Origin of the sequence: Motilibacter deserti, assembly GCF_011250635.1 — a bacterium.
GTDB lineage: Bacteria > Actinomycetota > Actinomycetes > Motilibacterales > Motilibacteraceae > Motilibacter_A > Motilibacter_A deserti.
The window spans coordinates 135,667-149,309 of the sequence record NZ_JAANNP010000005.1; the positions used below are offsets into that span (position 1 = coordinate 135,667).

The following is a 13,643-nucleotide window of genomic DNA, read 5'->3' on the forward strand; positions in this document are numbered from 1 at the left end:
CGGGGCCGGCCTCGGTCAGACGTGTAGGACGATCAGTCGTCGATGCTGCTGGGCCGCATGTCGAGCGGCGAGACCTCGTCGTCGGCGAGGTCGTCGTAGTCCGGCTCGCCCCGGTTGCGCAGCCGCCGCCGGTCGTTCCACCGGCAGAAGAAGTAGGCGAGGACGAACAGGACCAGCATCGGCGTGGCCAGGGCCAGCATCGTGAACGGGTCACCGGTCGGCGTCGCCACCGCGGCGAAAACGAACACGCCCAGCGTGATGGCCCGCCACCACTGGGTCAGCTTCTTGGCCGGCAGGACTCCGACCGCGTTGAGCATGGCGACGAAGACCGGGATCTCGAACGCGAGCCCGAAGACGAGGATGAGCCGCAACAGGATGTTGAGGTACTCGTTGACGTCGACGAGGTTCTGCGCGTCGTTGATCGTGAAGCTCAGCAGGACGTCGATCGCCTTGGGCAGCACGAGGTAGCAGACGACGGCGCCCGCGAAGAAGAGCGGCAGAGACGTCGCGAGGAACGCCAGCGACCAGCGGCGCTCGTTCTTGTGCAGCCCGGGCGTGATGAAGGCCCACAGCTGGTAGAGCCAGACCGGCGAAGCGATCATCAAGCCGGTCACGCACGCGATGGCGATCGCCGTGTTGAAGGGGGCGGTCAGGCCGTTCGCCACGAGGACGCCGCAGCTGTCGGCGTCCAACCGGTCCACGTCGGCCTTGCACATCGGCTCGACGAGGAAGTCCGAGATCGGCCGGTAGAACACCAGGCCGATCACGACGCCGGGCACGACCGCGATGAGCGACTTGACCAGCCGCGACCGCAGCTCGCGCAGGTGCTCGACGAGCGTCATCTGCCCCTCGGTGAGCTGCGGCTCACGAGGCTTGCGCGGTTTGCGGCGAAGGCGCGGCCCGCGGCGGGCCGCGCCGTTCACCCTGACCGCCTCGTCGACACTGGGCACGAGGGGCCGTCCCTAGGAAGTGGAAGGAGAGGTCAGCGGTCTGCTGCGTCGCGGTGCACGGCGTGCGCGCCCGCGGCGGGCGCCTGCGCGACGCCACTCTCGATCGGACGCGGCTCCACCACGACGGGCTCGGCGGCCGCGGTCGTCACGGTCGTGTCCTTGGTGGCGTCCTTGGCGTCGTCCTCACGCAGGCCCTTGGTCTCGGCCTTGAAGATGCGCAGCGAACGGCCAAGGCCACGTGCGGTGTCCGGGAGACGCTTGGCGCCGAAGAGCAGCACCACGACAGCGAGGAGAACGAAGATCTCCCAGCCCTGCAGATTCCTCATGTTGAGACCCACTCGGCTCGACGCGAACTGACTCGGTCATGCTACGCCGAGCAGTGGGCTCAGGGGTAGGAACGCGCCCTGTCCGTGACGTTGCCGAAAGGTGTCGCCCGGTCGGACGACGAGCTGGGGCCTAGACCGGATGCGGCCCGGACGCCGAAGGGGGCGGCACGCCGGGCGCCGCGCCGGACGAGCCAGGCATCCCCGGCGCGCCCCGGACGGACATGTCGATCGTGAGCTGCCGGCTCGCGGCGGACACCTCGCGCATCAGCGCCTTGCTCTTGCGCCACAGCGACAGCGCGAGCAGGCCGAGCACGACGACGGCGCCCAGCAACAGCACCGCCCAGAGCACCGCCCACGCCCACACGGGCGCTCACCCTAGCGGGGCGAGGGGTGGCCGCTCCGGGCGACGTGTCGCTGCCGAGCGCCTCGGCCACCGGGCGCAGAGCCCGGTCGTGCGCCTCAGCCGAAGAGCGAGGACGCCTCGACGTCGAGCCGGTCGAGGTTGAGCACGAAGTCCAGGACGTCGTCGTAGGAGATGGCGGCGCCCGCCTTCTCCTCGAACGCCTCGGCCGGCACGTGCCAGCGCTCGGCGGGGACCCCGCCGGAGACCAGCAGGGCGACGATCTCCTCGTCGGCCGGCTTGCGGACCTCGTCCCGGCAGGTCGGGCAGGTGAAGGCGTAGTACGACCAGTCAGCGCGCGAGCAGACGACGAGGCGCAGCTGCGCGGGCTTGAGCTCGACGTCCCCGCAGACGGGGCACGAGGCCTTGATCGTGGTCATGCGGTCCTCCGGAGGGGGTGTAGAGCCCCGCCGTGGTGCGGGAGCGACACCCACTGCTTCGGCATCACCGCGGACGACTTGACGTCCCGGTCGCGCCGTCACTCCTCTGGAGGGTTTGCAGCCCCTCAGGCGTACGCCGAGAGCGCCTCGTTCGCCCGGGTGCGCACGGCTTCGGCGACCTCCGGCGGGTCGAGGACGCGGCCGGAGCCGCCGAGCCGCAGCGCGAGCCGGACCACCCACGCGGTCTCCGAGGTGCGCAGCCGCGCGCGCAGCCGGCGCCCGGGCAGCTCCTCGACGTCCTCGCAGGGGTAGTACTCGGCCACCCAGCGCCCGGCCGGCTCGAGCTCGAGCGTGACGGCCACGTCGCCGTCGCCCGGCTGGAAGAGCCCGGCGCCGACGTCGCGCGGCTCCGCGTCGGCGGGGACCTGCGCGGAAGCGTCGAGCTCGGCCGCCTCGACGACGCGGTCGAGCCGGAAGAGCCGCACGTCGTCGACGCGACGGCACCAGCCCTCGAGGTAGGTGCGCCCGTCGACCACGAGCAGGCGCATCGGGTCGACGTCGCGCTCGGTGACCTCGTCGCGCGCCGGGACGTAGTAGCGCAGGTGGAGCCGGCGGCGCCGCTCGAGCGCGCCCCGCACGACGGGCAGCGCGCCGGGGGCCGGCTCGACGTCCACGGCGACGTTCTCGGCGGCCGCCGCCGCGTCGCCGGCCGCCTCCTCGAGCTTGGCCAGCGCGCGGTTCAGCGCGTCCCGGTCCTGCAGGCCCGGGACGAGCCCCGGGACCGCGGCGAGCGCGCGGAGCCCGACGAGCAGCGCGAGGGCCTCGTCCGCGCCGAGCCGCAAAGGCCGGGCGATGGCGTCCGCGTTCCCGACGTGGATGACGCCGCCCTCGAAGCTGGCCTCGATGAGGTCGTCCGGCATGTGGCCGGGCAGCCCGCAGACGAAGAGCAGCTGCAGGTCGTCGAGGAGCTGCTCCTCGGGGATGTCGAACGCCTGGGCGACGTCCTCGACGCGCGAGCCCGGGCGCGCAAGGAGGTACGGGACCAGCGCGAGCAGGCGGGAGAGCCGCGTCGACGCGCTCTGCTGTGCGCTCATGCCTGCTGCGCCTCCGTCCCCGCCCGCCCGCCGTCCTGCCGGCCGCCCGCGGCGACCGCGAGCGCGGCCCGCAGCCGGCGTACGACGGCGGCGCGCAGCTCGGCCGGCTCGAGCGCGACGGCGTCCGGGCCGAGGCCGGCGACGTCGTCCGCGAGCATCTCCAGGTCCGAGTAGGGCAGCGCCAGCACGTCCCAGCCGTCCTCGTCCTTCCCGACCTCGGCGCGCCCGGGGGCCGGCTCGGCCTGGCGGCGCAGCCACCCGCCGTGCCCCGAGCGGAGCCGGACGACCGCGCGGCCGCCGCCCGAGCGGGCAGCGGCGCGGCTGGCGACCTCGGCGCGCAGGTCCACCCCTTCCGGGACGGTCACGGCGCCCGCCTTCCCCCGCGCCGTCACGTCGCCGACGACCCGTCCGAGCCGGAAGACGCGCGTCGCGTCCCGCCCTCGGTCGTGGCCGACGAGGTACCACCGGCCGTGCCAGGAGACGACCCCCCACGGCTCCACCTCGCGGCGCTGCGGCTCGCCGTCGCCGCGCGTGCGGTAGTCGAACCGGACGACCCGCCGATCGCGCACCGCCCGCACGAGCGGGAGGAAGGCCGGCTCGCTGGCCTCGACCCGCGGCTCGAGCCCGGCGACGGCGACGTCGTCGATCTGCGCGCCGGAGGCCTGCAGCTTCAGCAGCGCCCGCGACGCGGCGCCGGCCAGCGCGGCCGACTGCCAGGCGCGGGCGGCGAGCGCGAGCACCGCCATCTCGTCCGGTGTGAAGGACGCCTCGGGCAGCGCGTAGGCCTCGCGGCGCACGCGGTAGCCGACCTCGTCCTCGAACAGCGAGCTGCCGCTCACCGTGCCGGTCTCGATGGGCACGCCCATCTCGCGCAGCTCGTCCTTGTCACGCTCGAACGCGCGGTCGAACGCCTCGTCGGTCTCCGGGTAGCCGGGGACGCTGCCGCGCAGCTCCTGCTTGGTCAGCGGCCGGCGGGTCGCCAGCAGCGCCAGCAGCAGGTTGAGCAGCCGCTCGGTCTTGCGCCGGGAGACGGTCTGGGCCGGAGCGGGCGCCGCGGCCTCCTGCTCCGGCTCGCCCGTGCCCGGCGCGAGGGTGACGTCCGTGCCTCAGCCCACCTGCAGCAGGTCCACCACGAAGATCAGCGTCTCGCCGGGCTTGATGACCGCCCCGGCGCCCCGGCTGCCGTAGCCCAGGTGCGGCGGGATCACCAGGCGGCGGCGGCCGCCGACCTTCATGCCCGCGACGCCGCGGTCCCAGCCGGCGATGACGCGGCCCTTGCCCAGCGGGAAGGTGAACGCCTCGCCGCGGTTCCACGAAGCGTCGAACTCCTCGCCGGTGGAGAACGCGACCCCGACGTAGTGGACGGTGACGTTCTGGCCGGGCTGCGCCTCGTCGCCGTCGCCGACCGTGATGTCCTCGATGACGAGGTCCGCCGGGGGCTCGCCGCCAGGGAAGTCGACCTCGGGCTTCTCGCTCACGTACGCCTCCTCGTCGCGCCCGGCCCGGTGGCCGGGGCAGCGCCGGCGGCTCTGGTGCCCACCGGCTCCCGCGACCTTACTGGCTGCTGCCGCAGCTTCCGCTGTGCGTAGGGTGCCGACCGTGATCCGGTGGCGGGCGGGCGAGGTCGTGGCACGCGGCCGGACGTGGCCGGGGGCCGTGGAGCTGCAGGTTGCGCTCGAGGACGGGGGCGCGGCGCGCGCCCTCGCGTACCCGGCGCTCGTCGGCGACCCCGAGCCCGGGGACCGGGTGCTGCTCAACGTCACCGCGCTGGAGCTCGGGCTGGGGACGGGCGGCTTCGCGCTCGTCGTCGCGCTGCCCGACCGGCTTCCGCCGGACCCGCCGCCGGCTCCCGGGCACCTGGTCAAGGCGCGCTACTCCCCCACGCAGGCAGTGGTCCTCGGCGTCGACGAGCAGGAGAGCCCGCACCACGCGCTGCTCGCCGACGCCGACGGCCTCGACGGAATGCCCGTGGTCGTGGCCGACCTGCATTCGGCGCTCCCGGCGGTCGTCGCGGGCCTGCGGGCGGGCGGCGCGCGGCCGACCGTCGCCTACGTCATGACCGACGGCGGGGCGCTGCCGGTCTGGTTCTCCCGCACGGTGGCGGCCCTGCGCGAGGCCGGCTGGCTCGCCGCCGCCGTGACGGTCGGCCAGGCGATGGGCGGGGACGTCGAGGCGGTCACCCTGCACACCGGGCTGCTGGCGGCGCGGCACGTGCTCGGCGCCGACGTCGCCGTCGTGGCCCAGGGGCCGGGCAACCTCGGGACCGGCACCCGGTGGGGGTTCTCCGGAGTGGCCGCGGGCGAGGCGGTCAACGCGGTGTCGACGCTGGGCGGGCGCGCGGTCGCGGCGCTGCGGGTGTCCGGCGCAGACCCGCGGGAGCGCCACCGGGGGGTGTCGCACCACAGCCTGACGGCGTACGGACGGGTTGCCCTCGCGGCTGCGGACGTCGTCGTGCCGCGGCTCGCCGACGTGCTGCCCGGCCCCCTCGCGGAGCAGGTCAGGGCAGAGGCGGCCGGCCTCGGCAGCCGTCACCGCCTCGTCGAGGTCTCCTGCGCCGGCCTGCCCGAGGCCCTCGACGCATCGCCGGCCGCCCTGTCCTCCATGGGCAGGGGGTACGCCGCGGACCCCGCCGCGTTCCTCTCCCCCGCCGCCGCCGGCCGGCACGCGGCCGCCCTGCTGGGCACGGACGGCCGCTGACCCGTCACATGCTCGCGATGAGCTTGTCCACCCGTTCGTCGACGCTGCGGAACGGGTCCTTGCAGAGGACCGTGCGCTGGGCCTGGTCGTTGAGCTTGAGGTGCACCCAGTCCACGGTGAAGTCGCGCCGCCGCTCCTGGGCGCGCTTGATGAACTCCCCGCGCAGCCGTGCCCGCGTGGTCTGGGGCGGCCGCGACTTCGCCTCGAACACCTCCAGGTCGCGGGTGACCCGCTCGACGAGGCCCTTCGCGTCCAGCAGGTAGTAGAGCCCGCGTCCGCGCCGGATGTCGTGGTAGGCCAGGTCGAGGTGGGCGATGCGCGGGCTCGACAGCGCCAGCCCGTGCTTGGAGCGGTAGCGCTCGATGAGCTTGAGCTTGATGACCCAGTCGATCTCCCGGCCCACGAGGTCGAGGTCCTCGGTCCGGACCGCCTCGAGCGTGCGCTCCCACAGGTCCAGCACCCGCTTGATGACCGGGTCGTCGAGCCCCCGACGGGCGGCGAAGTCGCGCGCACGGGTGAAGTACTCTTCCTGGATCTCGAGTGCGCTGGCCTCGCGCCCGTTGGCAAGCCGGACCTTGCGGCGCCCGGTCAGGTCGTGGCTGACCTCGCGGATCGCGCGGATCGGGTTCTCCAGTGTGAGGTCGCGCATCACGACGCCGGCCTCGATCATCCGCAGCACCAGGTCGGTGGCGCCGACCTTCAGCATGGTGGTCGTCTCGCTCATGTTGGCGTCGCCCACGATGACGTGCAGCCGGCGGAAGCGCTCGGCGTCCGCGTGCGGCTCGTCCCGCGTGTTGATGATCGGGCGGCTGCGCGTCGTGGCGGACGAGACGCCTTCCCAGATGTGCTCGGCGCGCTGGCTGACGCAGTAGACCGCCCCTCGCGGGGTCTGCAGGACCTTGCCCGCGCCGCAGACGATCTGCCGGGTCACCAGGAACGGGATCAGCACGTCGGCGAGCCGGCTGAACTCGCCGTGCCGGCCGACGAGGTAGTTCTCGTGGCAGCCGTAGGAGTTGCCGGCGGAGTCGGTGTTGTTCTTGAAGAGGTAGACGTCGCCGGCGATCCCCTCCTCGCGCAGGCGCCGCTCGGCGTCGACGAGGAGGCCCTCGAGCACCCGCTCGCCGGCCTTGTCGTGGGTGACCAGGTCGTAGATCGAGTCGCACTCGGGCGTCGCGTACTCCGGGTGGCTGCCCACGTCGAGGTAGAGCCGGGCGCCGTTGGCGAGGAAGACGTTGCTGCTGCGCCCCCAGGAGACGACTCGCCGGAAGAGATAGCGAGCGACCTCGTCCGGGGAGAGCCGCCGCTGGCCGCGGAACGTGCAGGTGACGCCGTACTCGTTCTCGATGCCGAAGATCCGCCGGTCGATGTCGATCACCCGTTTCCGCACGTCAGAGCACTGAGCATCGGGGACTACGTACCAGTTCCGGCCGTCAGGACGAGTACGCCGGGCCCGCCGAGGCAAGCCTATGCGTTGATGCTGCTCGACGAGCCGCCCAGCGCTCGTGCTCCTCCGTCGGGCGAACGCGCGCCCGCAGCGGCACGCGGAAGAGGCAGGCACCGCCGTACACAGCGACACGGTCCCCGCACCGCCTCCGGCCGGAGGCGGTGCGGGGACCGTCAGAACGCTGAGCGCGCCGTCATCGATGCGCCTGTCGCCGCCACAGCTCCTCGCAGAAGCCGCCGGCGAGGAGGCCGGCGACCACGAAGGCCACGACGCTCTGGCCGGGGGCGTCGTCGGTCCGCGCAAGAGCGGCGGCCCCGACCGCGAAGAGCGCCGCGACACCGGCTGCGGCCAGCCGCGCCCTCCTGCGCCAGAGCAAGCTCACGGCCACGGCCCCGATGACCGCCGGGACGACTGCGATCAGGAACGTCATCAGCACCACCTCCCGTTGTGGTACCAAGGCGCCTGCACCAGCCAACCGCCGGCGAGCGCCGCCTTGACCGCGAGACAGCCGCCGGAAGCGTAGAACGACCCGGCGATGGCCGCGACGGCGCGACCACCCCACACCGTGTACGGCGTCGGTATCCAGGAGATGACCGTGCCGCCCAGCGCGATCTGCGCGGTCTCCCGGCGGTTGAAGTAGACGGTGGCGACCGGCACGACCCACTTCCACGTGCCGTAGTCGAAATGGGCGTCGGGCGTGCCGGCCGGGACCTCCTGGGCCCCGTACTCCACGCGGTCACCCTCGAGCGGCAGGCCGGTCTCGAGATCGACGGCGATGGGCGGCGCCGGCGGCTTGACGCGCTCGGCCTGTGCCGGCGCGGCACCGGCCAACACGCTCGCCGCCGCGGCGGCGGCCACGATCACGGCTCGAATTCGCATGTGAGCACTCCCCCGTAAATCCCCGGAGCCCCCGTGGCATCCGGGTGATGCACGAAGAGTGCTCCCGCGCTGCGCCCGCTGAAAAGAGCCTTTGAGGCAGGAGATCCGAATTCCGCTCGGACTTCGATGTTGCCGGTCCTGCTCGGGGCTCGCCCGTCCGGCTCGATGAGTCGACGTCGGTCAGCGTCGACGGCTGGAGGGGTTGCGCATCGACGTGCACGTCGGTCGGCTCGACTACCCCGGCTATCGGGCCATCGTCGGGGAAGACTCGTTCTAGACACGCCTAAGGAAGACGACGTGTCCGCCGACTGCATGAGGGTCGCCGGCCCGACGGGGTGCCGGCCGGGTCGAGGTGGGGGCATGCTGACGCTGGGTCGCCCGCGTGCTCGCCTGCGGGCGGTGAGCCGGCACGCCAAGATGCTGCTGGCCCGCACCGCCGCCCCCGCCGTCGCCGGCCCCGAGACGTTCGCGAAGGCGACCGGGGCGATCTTCGCCACCGGCGGCCTGGTGTCCCTGGCCGCGCTCGCGTTCCCGCAGGGGCCCGACGTCGACGTCGCGGCCCTGCGGCTGATGGCGGTGCTCGCGGTCGGCTTCGGCCTGGTCGAGGCGCTGCTGCTCAAAGGGCGCATGCCCGCCTGGTTGCAGCACGTGCTCGGCTTCGGCGGGACCGGCATCATCACGCTCGCCGTCGTCGTGGCGGGCGGCGGAGTCGCGTCGACCGCGTACGCCGCGCTGTACGCCATCGTTGCGGTGGACGCGTTCTTCGTCTTCAGCTGGCGCTGGGCCGCGGTGCACCTGGCCACGGTGCTCATCGCCTGCCCGACCGCGTTCGCGCTGCTGCCCGACGTGAGCGTGGCGCAGAGCGTGCTGCTGGCCGGGACGTTCCTCGTCGTGGCCGTCGTGACGGCCTACCTCGCTCGGGCGGCGAGCGCGGCCGAGGTGGACGCGCTCACCGGGCTGCTCAACCGGCGCGGCTTCGACCGGCTGCTCGGCGAGGCGATGGCCGACGCCGAGCGTGCGTCTGCGCCGCTGATGCTCGCGCTGCTCGACCTGGATTACTTCAAGTCGGTCAACGACACCGACGGCCACGCGCACGGGGACCACCTGCTGCGCAGCACCGCCCAAGCGTGGCGCCCGATGCTGCGCCCGGGCCAGGTGCTCGCGCGCTTCGGCGGCGACGAGTTCGCGATCCTGCTGCCCGGCTGCCCGCCCGAGCGCGCCGCCTCCGTGGTCGAGGCGCTGCGCGAGGCGGTGCCCGCGGGGCGCACGTGCTCGGCGGGGTTGGCCGAGTGGGAGCCCGGCGACTCCGCGTCGATGCTCATCAACCGGGCCGACGTCGCGCTCTACGCGGCAAAGCGCAGCGGCCGCAACCGGGCGAACCAGCACGAGGGCGAGGCGGGGCGGGGACGCGAGCTCGCCCGGGCCATCTCCTCCGGCGAGCTCGTCGTGCACTTCCAGCCGGTGGTGGACCTGCAGGCGGTCGGCGCCGTGGGGATGGGCCGGGATGCGATCACCGCGGCCGAGGCGCTCGTGCGCTGGGAGCACCCGACGCGCGGGACCGTGCCCCCGCTGCAGTTCATCCTGTACGCCGAGAGCCGCGCGATCATCCTCGACCTCGGGCAGCACGTGCTCCGCGCCGCCTGCGCGGCCGCCGCGACGTGGCCCGTCGGTCCCGCAGGACGGCGCTCCGTCGCGGTCAACGTCTCGGCGCGCGAGCTGTGCGACCGCGGATACGCGCGCCGGGTCGCCGAGGCGCTCGACGAGGCCGGCCTGCCGCCGACGGCGCTCGTCATCGAGGTCACAGAGAGCAGCACCGAGACCGACGACCCGCAGCTGACGCGCTCCCTGCACGAGGTGCGCGAGCTGGGCGCCCACGTCGCGGTCGACGACTTCGGCACCGGCTACTCCTCGCTGAGCCGTCTCGCCTCGCTGCCCGTGGACGTGCTCAAGATCGATCGCTCGTTCGTGCAGCCGCTCGGGTCCGGCCCGCGGTCCACGACGATCGTCTCAGCGATAACCGGGCTCGGGACGGCGCTGGGCCTCACCGTGGTGGCCGAGGGCATCGAGACGGCTGCGCAGGCCGACGTGCTGCGCGGGCTGGGATGTGCCCGCGGCCAGGGGTACTTCTTCGGCCGGCCCGTCCCCGCCGACGCCTTCGCGGCGAGCCTGCACGGGCCCGGCGCCGGGCCGTCTCGGGCGGCGCTCGACGCGCTGGGCGCAGGGGGCCCGCTGCGGTTGCGTGGGTAGTAGCCGCCTCGACCGATCCCCGGACCCGAGGACAACCGTGACGCACCAGCCGCCCCAGGAGCGCATGCTCGACGACCACCGACGCCCGGCCGGCGTCGACGACGCGACGGTGGAAGCCGTCGGACGCCTGACCGAGGCGCTCGAGACGGTCGAACGCGCGCGCGGCCGCCTGTTCGACTTCCACCAGCTCACCGGCGAGGCCGACATCAAGGCCGGCGACGCCGCCGACCTGCTGCGCAAGGCCGGCCACAACGAGCTGGCGGACCGCGTGGAGGCCGAGCTGGTCGGGCGCAACGTGCTGTCCGGGCGTTGGACCTTCCAGATCGTCGAGGACTACGACGACGGCTACTGGTCCACGGCCCGGCGCCTCGAGCGCGAGGTCCGCGACGCCCTGCTGGGCGGCCAGCGCCACATCTACGAGGCCGAGATGAAGGAGGACCGGCGTACGCACGGGCTCCCGGGCCACGAGGCGAGGCCGGTCGAGGGCTGACCAGCCGACCTTCGCGGTGCCAGGGGCACGTCCGCGGTGGCCTGACGCCGCGCACGTGCCCCTGGCGCCGCCGAGGTCGCGGCCCAGGCGGCCCCGGGCCTAGTCCCCCGACTCGCGCGCCTTGCGCGTCTCCCGGTCGTTGGCCTTGCCGATCGCCTCGACCAGCTCGTCCTTAGTCATCTTCGACCGGCCGCTGATCTCCAGCCGCTTCGCGACGTCCATCAGGTGCTGCTTGGACGCGTTCGCGTCTACGCCGCCGGCGGTCTCGCGCGACTGCCGCGAGCCTTCCTTCACGGTGCGCGCGGCCTGGTCGTCGCTGGGGCCCTTGGACTCCTTCTCCTCCCAGTGGTCGCCCACCTTCTCGAAGGAGTGCTTCAGCGACGCGAACGCCGTCCGATGCGCGCGCTCGCCCTCGCCGTACGTCTCCACGGCCGAGTCGTGCGTCTTGAGCCAGGTGTCCTGGGCCTTCTTCGACGACCGCTCCAGGGTCGAGGGCAGCTCTTCGCGTGCGGGCATGGCGACCTCCGTCTCGTCGACGCGGAGCCTTCCCGCTGCCGACCGGGCTACCCGCGACCGGCGCTCAGAGCACGACTCTGCGCACGGCCTCGTCGACCGGCAGCTCGCCGCCGACGACCTCGAGGACGGCGCCGGCGGTGGCGCCGTCGTCGAGCAGGGCGGCGAGGACGGCCGCCACGTCGTCGCGGGGGACGTCCCCGCGCGGCACGGACGCCTCCAACCGCACGTGCCCGCTGCCCGGGTCGTCGGTCAGCCGGCCGGGACGCAGGACCGTCCAGTCCAGCTCACGCCCGCGCAGGTCCTCCTCAGCGGCGAGCTTGGCCCGGAGGTACGCCACGAACACCTCGTCGAGGCCGTCGGGCGTGCCGCCGCCGCGTACGGACTCCACGCCCATCGAGGAGACCAGGAGGTAGCGCCGGACGCCGGCCAGCTCGCAGGCATCGGCGAGCAGCGCGGCCGCCGCCCGGTCCACGGTGTCCTTGCGGGCGGGCCCGCTGCCCGGGCCGGCGCCCGCGGCGAACACGGCCGCGTGCGCGCCGCTCAGCACCGCCGCGACCTCCGCCACGGAGGCCCGCTCGAGGTCGAGCACGGTGGGCTCCACGCCGGCTGCGCGCAGGTCGTCGACATGGCCGGGGTTGCGGACGATGCCGACGACCTCGTCGCCGCGCTCGGCGAGCAGCCGGCCGAGCCGCAGCCCGACCTGTCCGTGAGCCCCGGCGATGACCACGCGTCGCGCCACGATGGCCTCCTTCATCGAACCGGCCGCTAGGCCGGCGGTCGTCAAGCCGGCAGGTAGCGGGCCGCGAGGCGCGGGAGCACGCCGGCGAACGCCGCCGGGTCCTCGACGTCGACGTGCGGGCCGGCCGGCTCGTCGACCGGGTCGCCGTCCTCGGAGGCGGCCTGGGCGAAGGCGTCCTCGTCGCCGCCCGCGGCCTCGTAGGCGGAGATGGCGACGTAGAGCATCTCCTCGCTGAACGCCTCGTCGAAGCCCGCCGGCACGACGTCCGCCAGCGAGTCGGGGGCCGCCACCGCCGCGGCCCACACGGCCCGGCCCTGCGCGGCGAGCCACCCACGGAAGTCCATGAAGCCGTCGTCGGAGCACCCGCCGTTGACGAGGTAGGCCGCCGCCCACAGGTCCCACCGGTAGGCCTCGTCCTGCAGCCGGTCGAACACGCGCTGGAAGCCGACGATCTGCTCCAGCGGCAGCGCGGTCAGCCGGCGTACGAGCTCCTCGGCGACGTCGTCCGCCGACGTGACGGGGTCATCGACCGCCGTCCGGGCCGACTCGACGAGAGACCAGAAGTCGTCTTCGGTCATCGCTCCCCGCCCTACTCCCCCGCCGCCGGCCCCGGCGGCTCGTGCGCCCCGCCGGCCAGCTTCGTCGGGCCGGGCGTCTCGCGCAGCGCCGGGTCGTCCGGCGCGACGTTGACGTCGGAGACCTCACCGTCGAGCAATGACGCGAGCGCAGCGCCCACGACGCGGCGGAACTTGCGCCGCGGCCGGTTGCGGTCCAGGACCGCGACCTCGAGCTGGGCGGGCGGCAGCTCGCGGGCCTGGCCACCTGAGGGATCGCGCGCCAGCATCTCGACGGCGAGCCGGAGCGCGTCGCGCAGCGGCAGGCCGGGGGTGTAGCGCGACTGCAGGGTCGAGGTGATCGAGTCGGCCTGGCCGCCCATGGCGACGAAGCCCCGCTCGTCCGCGACCGACCCGTCGTAGGTCAGCCGGTAGAGCTGGTCCTCGTCCTCGCTGTCGCCCACCTCGGCCACCGCGAGCTCGACCTCGTAGGGCTTGGACGTCTCGGTGAAGATCGTGCCGAGCGTCTGGGCGTAGACGTTCGCCAAGCCGCGGCCGGTGACGTCGCGCCGGTCGTAGGCGTAGCCACGGAAGTCCGCGATGCGCACGCCCGCGATGCGCAGGTTCTCGAACTCGTTGTACTTGCCGACCGCCGCGAACGCGATGCGGTCGTAGATCTCGCTGATCTTGTGCAGCGCGCGCGACGGGTTCTCGGCGACGAACAGGATGCCGTCGGCGTACGCCAGCACGAGGACGCTGCGGCCGCGGGCGATGCCCTTGCGGGCATAGTCCGCCTTGTCCTTCATGACTTGCTCAGGCGATACGTAGAACGGCGTGCTCACCGGGCTCCTCGTCCCTCGAACTGTGCTGAACGGTCCGTGCTCTCGGATGTACGGGAATTCGCGAGTCCCGGCTCGGGCGCCGGCG

17 protein-coding genes are annotated in these 13,643 nt (G+C 73.8%); 3 read left to right on the plus strand and 14 right to left on the minus strand.

Translation table 11 applies throughout. The annotated features are described in order from the left end of the window. Window positions 1-32 precede the first annotated feature (32 nt). From tatC to G9H71_RS25065, 7 genes are all read right to left on the minus strand, one after another. Window positions 33-950: a twin-arginine translocase subunit TatC gene (gene tatC / locus G9H71_RS11185; RefSeq protein WP_166281756.1), complete on the minus strand. Its 918-nt coding sequence runs from the start codon at window positions 948-950 to the stop codon at window positions 33-35. 32 nt (window positions 951-982) lie between these two features. Continuing rightward, window positions 983-1,276 carry a Sec-independent protein translocase subunit TatA gene (tatA, locus tag G9H71_RS11190; protein WP_166281758.1) on the minus strand — a complete coding sequence of 98 codons (294 nt, stop codon included), beginning with the start codon at window positions 1,274-1,276 and terminating at the stop codon, window positions 983-985. Window positions 1,277-1,406: 130 nt separating this feature from the next. Continuing rightward, window positions 1,407-1,640, minus strand: coding sequence for a hypothetical protein (locus tag G9H71_RS11195; protein WP_166281760.1), 234 nt, complete (start codon window positions 1,638-1,640; stop codon window positions 1,407-1,409). 95 nt (window positions 1,641-1,735) lie between these two features. After that, complete coding sequence (locus G9H71_RS11200) at window positions 1,736-2,056, minus strand: hypothetical protein (RefSeq protein WP_166281762.1); 321 nt, start codon at window positions 2,054-2,056, stop codon at window positions 1,736-1,738. Window positions 2,057-2,181: 125 nt separating this feature from the next. Further along, complete coding sequence (locus tag G9H71_RS11205) at window positions 2,182-3,150, minus strand: helix-turn-helix transcriptional regulator (protein ID WP_166281764.1); 969 nt, start codon at window positions 3,148-3,150, stop codon at window positions 2,182-2,184. Then, the gene (locus tag G9H71_RS11210; protein ID WP_231134608.1) at window positions 3,147-4,016 is read right to left on the minus strand and encodes a helix-turn-helix transcriptional regulator; all 870 of its coding nucleotides are present in this window, start codon (window positions 4,014-4,016) and stop codon (window positions 3,147-3,149) included. Before G9H71_RS11210 ends, G9H71_RS11205 begins: the two co-directional genes overlap by 4 nt. Before the next feature lie 240 nt (window positions 4,017-4,256). Beyond that, window positions 4,257-4,628 carry an FKBP-type peptidyl-prolyl cis-trans isomerase gene (locus G9H71_RS25065; protein ID WP_166281766.1) on the minus strand — a complete coding sequence of 124 codons (372 nt, stop codon included), beginning with the start codon at window positions 4,626-4,628 and terminating at the stop codon, window positions 4,257-4,259. A 121-nt stretch (window positions 4,629-4,749) separates the two neighbouring features. On the opposite strand from G9H71_RS25065, the gene G9H71_RS11220 reads away from it, so the two are divergent. Continuing rightward, entirely contained in the window at window positions 4,750-5,847 is a 1,098-nt protein-coding gene (locus G9H71_RS11220; RefSeq protein ID WP_331272908.1) for a DUF3866 family protein, read from the plus strand. A gap of 4 nt (window positions 5,848-5,851) precedes the next feature. On the opposite strand, the gene pafA is transcribed toward G9H71_RS11220, so the two are convergent. The 3 genes from pafA to G9H71_RS11235 all read right to left on the minus strand — a co-directional run bounded on the left by pafA (window position 5,852) and on the right by G9H71_RS11235 (window position 8,170). Further along, complete coding sequence (gene pafA / locus G9H71_RS11225) at window positions 5,852-7,213, minus strand: Pup--protein ligase (RefSeq protein WP_166281842.1); 1,362 nt, start codon at window positions 7,211-7,213, stop codon at window positions 5,852-5,854. Window positions 7,214-7,484: 271 nt separating this feature from the next. Next, complete coding sequence (locus tag G9H71_RS11230; RefSeq protein ID WP_166281770.1) at window positions 7,485-7,721, minus strand: hypothetical protein; 237 nt, start codon at window positions 7,719-7,721, stop codon at window positions 7,485-7,487. Continuing rightward, on the minus strand, window positions 7,721-8,170 hold the full coding sequence (locus tag G9H71_RS11235; protein ID WP_166281772.1) for a hypothetical protein: 450 nt from the start codon (window positions 8,168-8,170) through the stop codon (window positions 7,721-7,723). Before G9H71_RS11235 ends, G9H71_RS11230 begins: the two co-directional genes overlap by 1 nt. 360 nt (window positions 8,171-8,530) lie before the next feature. On the opposite strand from G9H71_RS11235, the gene G9H71_RS11240 reads away from it, so the two are divergent. Both G9H71_RS11240 and G9H71_RS11245 read left to right on the plus strand, forming a co-directional pair. Beyond that, window positions 8,531-10,417: a putative bifunctional diguanylate cyclase/phosphodiesterase gene (locus G9H71_RS11240; protein WP_166281774.1), complete on the plus strand. Its 1,887-nt coding sequence runs from the start codon at window positions 8,531-8,533 to the stop codon at window positions 10,415-10,417. Between the two features lie 64 nt (window positions 10,418-10,481). After that, window positions 10,482-10,907 (plus strand): hypothetical protein, encoded by a 426-nt coding sequence (locus G9H71_RS11245; RefSeq protein WP_166281844.1) that lies wholly within the window; start codon window positions 10,482-10,484, stop codon window positions 10,905-10,907. A gap of 99 nt (window positions 10,908-11,006) precedes the next feature. Here the strand turns inward: G9H71_RS11245 and G9H71_RS11250 are convergent, their stop codons facing one another. From G9H71_RS11250 to prcA, 4 genes are all read right to left on the minus strand, one after another. Beyond that, window positions 11,007-11,423: a ChaB family protein gene (locus G9H71_RS11250; protein ID WP_166281776.1), complete on the minus strand. Its 417-nt coding sequence runs from the start codon at window positions 11,421-11,423 to the stop codon at window positions 11,007-11,009. Between the two features lie 64 nt (window positions 11,424-11,487). Beyond that, complete coding sequence (locus G9H71_RS11255; RefSeq protein WP_166281778.1) at window positions 11,488-12,177, minus strand: NAD(P)H-binding protein; 690 nt, start codon at window positions 12,175-12,177, stop codon at window positions 11,488-11,490. 26 nt (window positions 12,178-12,203) lie between these two features. Continuing rightward, a complete protein-coding gene (locus tag G9H71_RS11260; RefSeq protein ID WP_166281780.1) occupies window positions 12,204-12,740 on the minus strand; it encodes a DUF4240 domain-containing protein in 537 nt (178 codons plus the stop codon). Between the two features lie 11 nt (window positions 12,741-12,751). Next, complete coding sequence (gene prcA, locus G9H71_RS11265) at window positions 12,752-13,558, minus strand: proteasome subunit alpha (RefSeq protein WP_166281782.1); 807 nt, start codon at window positions 13,556-13,558, stop codon at window positions 12,752-12,754. Window positions 13,559-13,643 lie beyond the last annotated feature (85 nt).

Bases quoted from the DNA above. Each gene is read 5' to 3' on its own strand.
- G9H71_RS11235 (WP_166281772.1), bottom strand. From the start codon at position 8,170: ATGCGAATTCGAGCCGTGATCGTGGCCGCCGCCGCGGCGGCGAGCGTG.
- G9H71_RS11255 (WP_166281778.1), bottom strand. From the start codon at position 12,177: ATGAAGGAGGCCATCGTGGCGCGACGCGTGGTCATCGCCGGGGCTCAC.
- tatA (WP_166281758.1), bottom strand. From the start codon at position 1,276: ATGAGGAATCTGCAGGGCTGGGAGATCTTCGTTCTCCTCGCTGTCGTG.
- G9H71_RS11240 (WP_166281774.1), top strand. From the start codon at position 8,531: ATGCTGACGCTGGGTCGCCCGCGTGCTCGCCTGCGGGCGGTGAGCCGG.
- G9H71_RS11205 (WP_166281764.1), bottom strand. From the start codon at position 3,150: ATGAGCGCACAGCAGAGCGCGTCGACGCGGCTCTCCCGCCTGCTCGCG.
- G9H71_RS11210 (WP_231134608.1), bottom strand. From the start codon at position 4,016: ATGGGCGTGCCCATCGAGACCGGCACGGTGAGCGGCAGCTCGCTGTTC.
- G9H71_RS11245 (WP_166281844.1), top strand. From the start codon at position 10,482: ATGCTCGACGACCACCGACGCCCGGCCGGCGTCGACGACGCGACGGTG.
- G9H71_RS11260 (WP_166281780.1), bottom strand. From the start codon at position 12,740: ATGACCGAAGACGACTTCTGGTCTCTCGTCGAGTCGGCCCGGACGGCG.
- G9H71_RS11230 (WP_166281770.1), bottom strand. From the start codon at position 7,721: ATGACGTTCCTGATCGCAGTCGTCCCGGCGGTCATCGGGGCCGTGGCC.
- G9H71_RS11200 (WP_166281762.1), bottom strand. From the start codon at position 2,056: ATGACCACGATCAAGGCCTCGTGCCCCGTCTGCGGGGACGTCGAGCTC.
- G9H71_RS11250 (WP_166281776.1), bottom strand. From the start codon at position 11,423: ATGCCCGCACGCGAAGAGCTGCCCTCGACCCTGGAGCGGTCGTCGAAG.